Source organism: Maritalea sp., assembly GCF_047634455.1.
In the GTDB taxonomy this organism is placed as follows: Bacteria; Pseudomonadota; Alphaproteobacteria; order Rhizobiales; family Devosiaceae; genus Maritalea.
This window is the reverse complement of record NZ_JBLIAI010000090.1, coordinates 1-7,599: the sequence shown is the minus strand read 5'-3', so window position 1 is coordinate 7,599 and position 7,599 is coordinate 1. Positions and strand designations below refer to the sequence as shown.

The 7,599-nt window shown below is 48.7% G+C and carries 7 protein-coding genes; 1 reads left to right on the top strand and 6 read right to left on the bottom strand.

The window, feature by feature from the left end; translation table 11 throughout:
* From ACJAZW_RS14600 to ACJAZW_RS14585, 4 genes are all read right to left on the bottom strand, one after another.
* The coding region (locus ACJAZW_RS14600; RefSeq protein ID WP_415159390.1) for an LON peptidase substrate-binding domain-containing protein at positions 1-662 on the bottom strand (662 nt) is incomplete at its 3' end.
* 186 nt (positions 663-848) lie between these two features.
* The gene (gene clpX, locus ACJAZW_RS14595; protein WP_415159388.1) at positions 849-2,123 is read right to left on the bottom strand and encodes an ATP-dependent Clp protease ATP-binding subunit ClpX; all 1,275 of its coding nucleotides are present in this window, start codon (positions 2,121-2,123) and stop codon (positions 849-851) included.
* Positions 2,124-2,302: 179 nt separating this feature from the next.
* On the bottom strand, positions 2,303-2,935 hold the full coding sequence (locus ACJAZW_RS14590) for an ATP-dependent Clp protease proteolytic subunit (RefSeq protein ID WP_415159386.1): 633 nt from the start codon (positions 2,933-2,935) through the stop codon (positions 2,303-2,305).
* Positions 2,936-3,036: 101 nt separating this feature from the next.
* A complete protein-coding gene (locus tag ACJAZW_RS14585; RefSeq protein WP_415159384.1) occupies positions 3,037-4,524 on the bottom strand; it encodes an NAD(P)H-hydrate dehydratase in 1,488 nt (495 codons plus the stop codon).
* A 101-nt stretch (positions 4,525-4,625) separates the two neighbouring features.
* Between ACJAZW_RS14585 and ACJAZW_RS14580 the strand changes: the two genes are divergently transcribed.
* Positions 4,626-4,964, top strand: a complete 339-nt coding sequence (locus ACJAZW_RS14580) for an MmcQ/YjbR family DNA-binding protein (protein WP_415159382.1) — start codon at positions 4,626-4,628, stop codon at positions 4,962-4,964.
* Positions 4,965-5,046: 82 nt separating this feature from the next.
* On the opposite strand, the gene ACJAZW_RS14575 is transcribed toward ACJAZW_RS14580, so the two are convergent.
* Both ACJAZW_RS14575 and tig read right to left on the bottom strand, forming a co-directional pair.
* The gene (locus ACJAZW_RS14575) at positions 5,047-5,940 is read right to left on the bottom strand and encodes a hypothetical protein (protein WP_415159380.1); all 894 of its coding nucleotides are present in this window, start codon (positions 5,938-5,940) and stop codon (positions 5,047-5,049) included.
* A gap of 870 nt (positions 5,941-6,810) precedes the next feature.
* Positions 6,811-7,599: trigger factor (gene tig, locus ACJAZW_RS14570; RefSeq protein WP_415159378.1), on the bottom strand; the 789-nt coding region annotated here is incomplete at its 5' end.

Sequence of the window (7,599 nt, the reverse complement as noted above, 5' to 3'; positions counted from 1 at the left end):
ATCCGGCGTTCAACTTGCAAAACGCCAATCTCACCTTCCATCAACTCAAGCACGCGGTGCAATCGACCGGTGACTGAATTAATCGCCAAGATTTCTTGCTTTTCTTGGTTTTTGACCGCCAGATGCGACGCAATCGTGTCGGCCAACTTTGAGTGGTCGTCGATTTGTGAAACAGCGCCGACGACTTCTGGTGAAATCTTCTTGTTTAGTTTGACGTAATTTTCGAACTCTGTAACCGCTGAACGCGCAAGCGCTTCGGCCTCAATTTCGTCGTACGCTTCAACTTCAAACGAAAAAGCTTCGGCCTCAAAATATTCGTCAGCACGAACAAAGTTTGCAATTTTTGCGCGCGAGATCCCCTCGATCAGTACCTTAACGGTCCCATCAGGCAATTTCAGCAACTGCAGAACAGAGGCAATCGTTCCAACGTCAAAAACATCTTCAGTGGTTGGGTCATCCTCTTGAGCGCTTTTTTGCGTGACGACGAGGATGTTTTTATCCTCACGCATCACTTCTTCAAGTGCTTTGACGGACTTCTCCCGGCCAACAAAAAGTGGCACGATCATGCCGGGAAACGCGACAATGTCACGTAACGGCAGAACAGGATAAACACGGCCTTCGCCGGGTTCGATTGAAGTGTCAGTTTTATCCTTGTCGGACATAGATGATCCTTTCATCAACCGGCTATGAAGTCCCAAAAGTGGCAACGACACAACCGTTACTCAGTGCACCACAGGTACACCACGGTCATCAACCCAACGGGGTCAACGCTAGACTCAATTGAAACTACTAGATAGGAAGTTTTGCCAGCCCAACAAGTACGCGTCGGGACATTTTACAAACTTTATTTACGCGCCAGCGTCCGCTTCTTCTTTGCGGTCGGCGTAGATGTAAAGCGGGCGAGCTTCCTTGTCATTTACCACATCGGCACTGATAACAACTTCTTCAACGCCTTCAAGCGATGGCAAATCATACATAGTGTCGAGCAAAATCGCTTCCATGATCGAACGCAGACCACGAGCACCTGTTTTTCTGAGAATCGCATGCTTTGCAATCTCGTTCAGTGCGTCCTCTTGGAAGGTCAATTCGACTTCTTCCATAGCGAACAAGCGTTGATATTGCCGCACGAGTGCATTTTTGGGCTTTGTCAGGATTTGCACCAACGCATCCTCATCCAAATTCTCAAGCGTTGCGATAACCGGCAAACGGCCAATAAATTCTGGGATCAACCCGTATTTCGTTAGATCTTCGGGCTCAACCTCGGCAAAAATTTCTCCAAGCTGGCGGTCCGTTGGGTCTTTAACATCAGCCGCAAAGCCAATTGAAGTCCCCTCACCGCGCGCATTGATAATCTTTTCAAGCCCAGAGAAAGCACCACCAACGATAAACAAAATGTTTGTTGTATCGACTTGTAAGAACTCTTGCTGCGGATGCTTGCGGCCACCTTGTGGTGGCACACTTGCAACTGTGCCTTCCATGATTTTGAGCAATGCTTGCTGCACGCCCTCACCGGAAACGTCACGTGTAATTGACGGGTTGTCAGATTTACGAGAAATCTTGTCGACCTCATCAATATATACGATGCCGCGCTGCGCTTTTTCAACATTATAGTCTGAAGACTGCAACAGTTTGAGGATGATGTTTTCAACATCCTCACCCACATAACCAGCTTCTGTAAGCGTTGTCGCATCAGCCATTGTGAACGGCACATCAATAATGCGCGCCAATGTTTGTGCCAAATATGTCTTGCCGCACCCCGTTGGGCCGATCAGTAGAATATTTGATTTCGCCAATTCAATGTCTTGGCTTTTTGACGAGTGGTTTAACCGTTTATAGTGGTTGTGAACCGCCACAGACAGCACCCGCTTCGCCCGATATTGGCCAATCACATAATCATCCAACACCGCGCAAATCTCTGCAGGTGTCATCAGACCATCGGTGGCTTTCACCGTTGAGGATTTGCTTTCCTCGCGGATGATATCCATGCAAAGCTCGACACATTCATCACAGATAAAAACAGTCGGGCCAGCGATGAGCTTCCTAACTTCATGTTGCGACTTGCCGCAAAATGAGCAGTAAAGCGTATTTTTTGAACTGTCGCCGTTGCCGGTGTCTTTTGTCATTCAAAGCACTCCTGAATGTGCATCTTTCACTCAGTTTATGCGCAAATGCTATCATCTGCACATAAACAAACAGTAAGCTATATGTGATCGCTCAAATTCGATCTTCGCCTACAATTCACGCACAAAAGCTTAATAGCTAAGCTCTGGCACATGATATTAGTCTTCTTGATTAACAAATCCTACGAAGCCTCGGCTTCTCCGCTGCTGCGTTTTTCATAGACTTTGTCGATCAATCCAAATTCCTTAGCAGCGTCGGCCGTCATGAAATTGTCTCGATCAAGCGCCGTTTCGATCGTTTCATAATCTTGACCAGTGTGCTTCACATATATCTCGTTCAAGCGCTTCTTCAAATTTGCAGTATGTTCCGCGTGAATGAGAATGTCTGTCGCCTGGCCACGATAGCCGCCAGATGGTTGATGCACCATAACCGAAGCATTTGGCAAAGCGCCGCGCATATCCTTTGCCCCTGCAGCAAGAAGCAGCGAGCCCATAGATGCAGCTTGGCCAACGCACAATGTTGCAATCTCAGGCTTGATAAATTGCATCGTATCGTAAATCGACAAGCCCGACGTCACCACACCACCGGGTGAGTTGATGTACATCGCGATTTCCTTTTTCGGATTTTCCGATTCAAGGAACAACAGTTGCGCAACGATCAACGATGCCATGTAGTCATCCACACCGCCCGTCACAAAGATGATGCGCTCGCGCAGCAAGCGCGAGAAAATGTCGAACGAGCGCTCGCCACGGTTGGATTGCTCAACAACCATCGGCACCAGCGTGCTCATATATGTATCAATCGGATCTTTCATAAGTCTCATCCTTGGTGAATCGAATCGGCCTTATTCCCGATCAAATATGATGCGTCTTAACTTGCGGTAAAACCGCTAGATAGGTTTAGCCCTCTATCCGTTCAAGATAGAGTTAATTTTTTATGTGCTGCCGCCAAAGCACTAGGTACAAATTGGGGCAAATCCGCGGCAATCATTCCTTCGCCGCCAAACTGCATCGCAGCCAGCCCATGCACATAAACCCCTGCGCACGCCGCGTCAAATGCTTCCATGCCCTGCGCCTGCAATCCACCAATAATTCCGGCTAAAACATCCCCAGAACCAGCTGTGGCCAACCAAGGCGGCGCAATTGCATTGATAACCGCGCGGCCATCGGGCGATGCGATGACGGTATCGGCGCCTTTTAGCACCATCACCGCTCCCGAACGTGCAGCGGCCTTTCTAGCAGCATCTAATTTGTCAGCCATGGGATCATATCCTACAAACAACCGAGCAAATTCACCCGCATGTGGTGTCATAACAACGTCACTCTTGGCATTTTTTATGGCGGAAAATAACGCGGCGGGATCACTTTGAAAGATAGATAGGGCGTCCGCATCCAACAACAAGGCCCGATTGGCCGCAATGGCGGTCAACACATTGTGATGAGTGGTGGCCACAAGGCCGTTCCCCGGACCAATCACAATGGCGTTGTAACGCACATCCTCAAGCAATCGCTCCAAACTGTCAGCGCGCAACATTATAGTCGTCAAATGCGGCCCATGTTCGTTAAGCGTTTCCGGCGCGCCATTGATACTCACCAAACCAGCGCCAACCCGCAGGGCCGCTAAAGCGGACAATCTCGCCGCACCGGTCGCTCCTTTTGGGCCAGAAACCACAACACAATGCCCCTTGGCATATTTATGACCAGCAACAGGCATGACGGGTAACGTCCAAAGTGATGGGTGATTTTCAAAAGTCTTGGGCACGATCTGATCCAGAACATCACCAACAATGCCAATTTGGCGAAGCGCGACATCACCGCACAATTCTCGTCCAGGAAACAAAAGATGGCCCGGTTTCTTGCGGAAAAACGTCACCGTCGCATCTGCCTTGATCGCTTCGCCAAGCACCTGCCCCGTGCCCCCATGCACCCCAGAAGGCATATCGACAGCAACAACGGGAGTATCACCCTTGTTCGCCAACCGAACCAATTCCAAATATTGCCCGCTGATTGGCCGATCTAGCCCTGCACCAAACAGAGCATCCACCAAAAGCGACGCGTCTTCAATTAGTTCAGGCGAAAAAAGCTCCGGTTCACCCCAACGTTCAAGATAGAACTTTGCAGCCTCCGAATATTTCTGCACGTTACCAAATTGGACCAGCCGCACCGGCCATCCCCGATCCCGCAAATAACAACCAATGACAAACCCATCGCCGCCATTATTGCCCGGACCACACAAAATCGAGATCGGCATACGCCGATAATGCGCAACAATATATCGCCCCACTGCACGCCCGGCATTACCCATCAAGTCAATTTCACGCGTACCCGAACCAATGCTCAGCGCGTCCGCACGGTTCATTTCTTGCGGCGTCAGCAAACAATGCTCAGAATCAAAATAGCTCATATCGTGGATCATGCGCCTTCTCACCCATTTGCAAAGCCCCCAACCTTCACACAGGCCCCAAAGCCGTGCCATGATCTAGCGCAGAACAAAGGGGAGAACAAATGCCAGATAATGATCCGACCTTACCCATGCGCGAAAAAGCCTGCACCTACCCCGATGTGGATGAAGGGACGGCCTGCACGCAAAGCTCATTCAAGGTCAAAGGTAAGTCATTCTTTTTCGCTGGTCCGCAAGGCGGACGATATAAGGCGATGTTTAAACTGGATGCATCACGCGTCGAAGCATCCGAGTTGGCGCAGCAAAGCCCCGACAACTACCAAATCGGCTCAAATGTCTGGGTCACCACACGTTTTTCTGCGGAAGACCCTATGCCGGAGGATATTTGGACGCGATGGCTGGATGAGAGTTATGCGCTGAGTTTGGGGAAGAAGAAGGGATAACAGCATAAAATCAAAACTGAAACCGACTTCTATCGAAATGCGAAAAGGATCTCATTTTCGACCTTGCAAAGGCAACGCGCAGTCAATGTTTCACGATAACGAAACCAAGCTCTTCCGCTTTCTCGACGAACTTGTCAATATTTCCAACCCCCCATTGGTTAGAGACAGCAATTTTCGTATCACTCAACTCGATGATTTCATCTGGCTTCAAAAAATGGCGTTTTTGGTTAGTATCAGCGAATATTTTGCTGGCGTCGTCCAGTGTTGAGAATACACCTGCCGAACCTTGGCAGTGTTGTGGGAATGCATTTTCCAAAGCTGTGTAGGTGATGTCAACATTTTTTGCCGCATACTTCTTTACAACCTCTAAGACCAATCTGCCTTTTCCAAACTGCCGATCATCGAAAAGATACTTGCTCGTGTCCCTGTTAGAACTAGTGTCCTTAAAATAACTCTCTGTAACGACATAAACATTTCCCTTTTCGCTCCGAAAACGTTGAAGGGTGAGCGCTGCAATTGGAATGTCACCATGTTTTGTGGTGTAACCAGCTGCAATTCTACTAGCCAATTCCTCATCAATGGCGTTGCCAACCAACACACCAATCCATTTAGGGGACGTCGCCAATTCGGTCGGAATAATGTCACGATGGTCAATTAGAATTCGTTCCTTGTGTTCAAGGTAGTCTTCGAGCTGCTGCAAGTGAACCTCTCTCAATTGCCCCAACTTAAGCTCTACAACACCGATGTATTCCTGAGCATAGGCGACCAGCAGGTCAATACGGCCATCTGTGTCCTTACTTTTTCGCCCCTCTCTCAATGTGAGTTCTTCTGCGATGACGTTGACATCAACGAAGGGTTCATCAAGTGCCAAAATGCCTTCATTTTCAGTAAGGTACGCTTCCATCGACAATTCGCGTCTGAAATCAAATTTGTCCAGTTTCTCGTCGTTGGCGGTAAAATGTCTCAATATTTTCATCAAACGTTCCTCGATTGTCTAAAACAAATACTTAAAACCATTCGAGTATGGAGGCTCCGATATGTGTGTCCAGTAGATTGATCAACTCAATTTTGTTGATCCCCAAATCTCGATAATTGTATATATAATGCCTAGAACGGCCCAAAAAACAACCCAAACAAAAAGGCCACCAAAGCGAATGGCCTCCTTAAAATGTAGAAGACTCAACTTAAACTGAACCTGCCCTCTTTCCACCGGTGTGGATTGAAGGCAGTGCATCTCTTGCGAGAATGTGGTTTTCCGTTTTGATGGTGGGGCAAACCAACCACAAAACGAACGAGAACCAACAAGATTATCAAACACAAAACCGAACTACTTAACCTTGACCCCGGATCAGCCTGCGTGGCGCGAACGCCACTTGGTTGTCCGGGGAGGCCAAAAAGGGGGTGGCGGTTTGTTCTCATTCGCCCTGTACTTGCAATCCCACAATGGCCCCTCGTATCGAGCACCAGGGTGACGAGGGCAAAGTATCTCTTGATTGCAGTTTAGGCCCGCACTTGATGCGGAACAGGTTTCCCTCCCCCTTTGTGGGGAGGGATTAAGGGTGGGGGGAAATGCATCATACCAATGAGGCCCCGCATCAAGTGCGGGGCGGTGCAAAAACGTGTTTTACAAACCAAAACCACCCCTGCACCGCCCCGGGCCTGCACTGGGATCACGCTTGCAGCCGATACAAAAACAAAGTGCGTCCATCAGGGGCATTCCCGGCCTTGAGCCGGGAACAGTTTTGTAATCAGCCACCTTGTGCCCGCCCCCTCCAAACCGACATCCACCCGCACAAAAAAGGCCGCCCAAAAGGACGGCCTCTCAAAATACTAGCAATTGAAAAACTTAGCCGTGGTCGTGAGGCTCGAGGTCTTCTTCTTCGCTCTCTTCAACCAGCTTCACCAATTCTTCTTTGGTCACTGTTTTGTCTTCAACATCAGCCAATTCTACAACAAAGTTCACCACTTTATCTTCAAAGATCGGTGCACGAAGCCCGGCAAGCGCTTGTTGATTGTTGCGGAAATAGTCATATACCTGTTGCTCTTGGCCCGGGTATTTTTGAACTTCCGCGATCAACGCTTTTTGATGCTCGTCTTCTGAAACCTGAACATCGTTCGCATTGCCGATTTCAGCAATGACCAAACCAAGACGAACACGACGTTCAGCAATCGCGTTATATTCTTCACGTGCTTTTTCTTCTGTCGTGCCTTCATCTTCAAAGCTGCGACCATGGTGCTCGATATCATGCATCACGCGGTCCCAAATGCCTTTGAACTCTTGTTCAACAAGCTGAGAAGGAACGTCAAATTTGTGCAATTCATCAAGCGCATCCAGCACCAAACGCTTTACGCGCGTTGCTGAAAGTGATTTGAACTGACCGCCAATTTGATCCGTAATCATTTCACGCAGCTGGTCGATTGATTCAAGGCCAAGACCTTTAGCGAACTCGTCGTCAACTTCAACGTCTTTAGGAGCTTCAATACCCAAAACTTCAACATCAAATGTTGCGTCTTTTCCGGCCAAGTTCTCTGCGCGGTACTCGTCAGGGAATTTAACTTCCACAACTTTTTCGTCGCCAACTTTAAGGCCAACAAGCTGCTCTTCAAAACCTGGGATAAATTGGTTTGAACCAAT